This is a genomic window from Paenarthrobacter sp. CAP02 (assembly GCF_040137855.1).
Taxonomy (GTDB): Bacteria; Actinomycetota; Actinomycetes; order Actinomycetales; family Micrococcaceae; genus Arthrobacter.
The window spans coordinates 1-2,641 of sequence record NZ_JBEEII010000023.1 but is presented as its reverse complement, the minus strand read 5'-3'; the positions used below and the strand labels follow the sequence as shown (position 1 = coordinate 2,641).

Annotated in this window: 1 protein-coding gene; it reads left to right on the top strand. The window is 63.0% G+C overall.

Annotated elements, in window-relative coordinates:
- Window positions 1-5: 5 nt before the first annotated feature.
- Window positions 6-2,641: pyruvate dehydrogenase (acetyl-transferring), homodimeric type (gene aceE, locus ABHM97_RS21445; protein WP_349472174.1), on the top strand; the 2,636-nt coding region annotated here is incomplete at its 3' end.

Sequence of the window (2,641 nt, the reverse complement as noted above, 5' to 3'; positions counted from 1 at the left end):
TGGACGTGTCTGTAGGAGAAGAGACCTCACACATCCTCAGCGGGTTGACTGCCCAGCTGCCTGATCGTGATCCGGAAGAGACTGCTGAGTGGATTGAGTCCCTTGATGCGTTGATCGCCGAGCAGGGTACTGAGCGTGCGCAGTTCATTATGCGGTCGTTGTTGCAGCGTGCTGGTGCCCGGTCGGTGGGTGTGCCGATGGTGACGACCACTGATTATGTGAACACGATCCCGGTGGACCAGGAAGCGCCGTTCCCGGGGAACGAGGAGTTCGAGCGCCGGTATCGGGCGTATATGCGGTGGAACGCTGCGGTGATGGTTCATCGTGCGCAGCGTTCCGATATTGGTGTGGGTGGGCATATTTCCACGTATGCCGGTGCCGCGACCCTGTATGAGGTGGGCTTTAACCACTTCTTCCGCGGCAAGGACCACCCTTCGGGCGGGGACCAGGTGTTCTTCCAGGGGCATGCGTCCCCGGGGATGTACGCGCGGGCGTTCATGGAAGGCCGCCTCAGCGAAGAGGATCTGGACGGGTTCCGTCAGGAGAAGTCCAAGGAAGGGCATGCCCTGTCCTCGTACCCGCACCCGCGCCTGATGCCTGATTTCTGGGAGTTCCCGACCGTGTCGATGGGTATCGGCCCGATGAACGCGATCTACCAGGCCCAGTCCAACCGGTACCTGCACAACCGTGGGATCAAGGACACCTCGGACCAGCAGGTCTGGGCGTTCCTTGGTGACGGGGAAATGGACGAGCCCGAGTCCCGTGGCCTGCTCCAGCTCGCCGCGAACGAGAACCTGGACAACCTGAACTTCGTGGTCAACTGCAACCTCCAGCGCCTGGACGGTCCCGTGCGCGGTAACGGCAAGATCATGCAGGAACTCGAAGCGTTCTTCCGCGGTGCGGGCTGGAACGTGATCAAGGTCGTCTGGGGCCGGGAGTGGGACTCCCTGCTCGAGGCCGACACCGACGGGGCGTTGGTGAAAATCATGAACGAAACCCCCGATGGTGACTACCAGACCTACAAGGCCGAGTCCGGCGGGTTCGTGAGGGAACACTTCTTCGGGAAGAACCCGGCCACCAAGGACATGGTCGCGGACCTGACCGACGAACAGATCTGGGGCCTCAAACGCGGCGGCCACGACTACCGCAAGGTCTACGCCGCCTATAAGGCAGCGACCGAGTTCAAGGGCAAACCCACCGTGATCCTGGCCAAAACCGTCAAGGGCTACGGACTCGGACCCCACTTCGAGGGCCGCAACGCGACCCACCAAATGAAGAAACTGACCATGGAAGACCTCAAAGCCTTCCGTGACCACCTCCGGATCCCCATCACCGACGAACAACTCGACGCGGACCTCTACCGGCCCCCGTACTACCACCCCGGCATGGACGCCCCGGAAATCCAATACCTCATGGAACGCCGGGCCGAGCTCGGCGGGTTCGTCCCCGAACGCCGCCGCACCCACACCCCCGTCACCCTCCCGGACCCGAAGTCCTACGAGGTCGCCAAACGCGGGTCCGGGAAACAACAAGCCGCGACCACCATGGCCTTCGTGAGGCTCCTCAAAGACCTCATGCGCGACAAGAACTTCGGCGCACGCTTCGTGCCCGTCGTCCCGGACGAATCCCGGACCTTCGGGATGGACGCGTTCTTCCCGACCGCGAAAATCTACAACCCCAAAGGCCAGAACTACCTCTCCGTGGACCGCGACCTCGTCCTGGCCTACAAAGAATCACCCGCCGGACAACTGATCCACCCCGGCATCAACGAAGCCGGCGCCGTCGCAGCGTTCACCGCCGCCGGAACCTCCTACGCCACCCACGGCGAACCCCTGGTCCCGATCTACGTGTTCTACTCCATGTTCGGCTTCCAACGCACCGGCGATTCCTTCTGGGCCGCAGCAGACCAAATGACCCGCGGGTTCATCATCGGCGCCACCGCAGGACGAACCACCCTCACCGGCGAAGGACTCCAACACGCCGACGGGCACTCCCCCATCCTGGCCTCCACCAACCCCGCCGTACGCACCTACGACCCCGCCTACGGCTACGAAATCGGCCACATCATCCGCCACGGACTCGAACAAATGTACGGCGAGGACAGTACTGACCAGAACGTGATGTACTACCTCACCGTCTACAACGAGCCCATCACCCAACCCGCGGAACCGGAAAACCTCGACACCACCGCACTGATCAAGGGCATCTACCACCTCGCCCACGCCCCCGAAGGACCCACCAACCGGCCCACCGCGCAAATCCTCGCCTCCGGCGTCTCCGTCCCCTGGGCCCTCGAAGCCCAACGGATCCTCGCCGAAGACTGGAACGTCGCAGCCGACGTCTGGTCCGTGACCTCATGGAACGAACTCCGACGCGACGGACTCGCCGCCGAAGACCACGCCTTCCTCAACCCCGGCCAACCCGCACCCACCCCCTTCATCACCGAACAACTCGCAGGCACAACCGGACCCGTCATCGCCGTCACCGACTACATGAAAGCCGTCCCCGACCAAATCCGCCAATACATCCCCAACGACTTCGCCTCCCTCGGAGCAGACGGCTTCGGCTTCTCCGACACCCGCCAAGCCGCACGCCGCTACTTCAAAAACGACACCCACTCCATCGTCGCCAAAACCCTGCA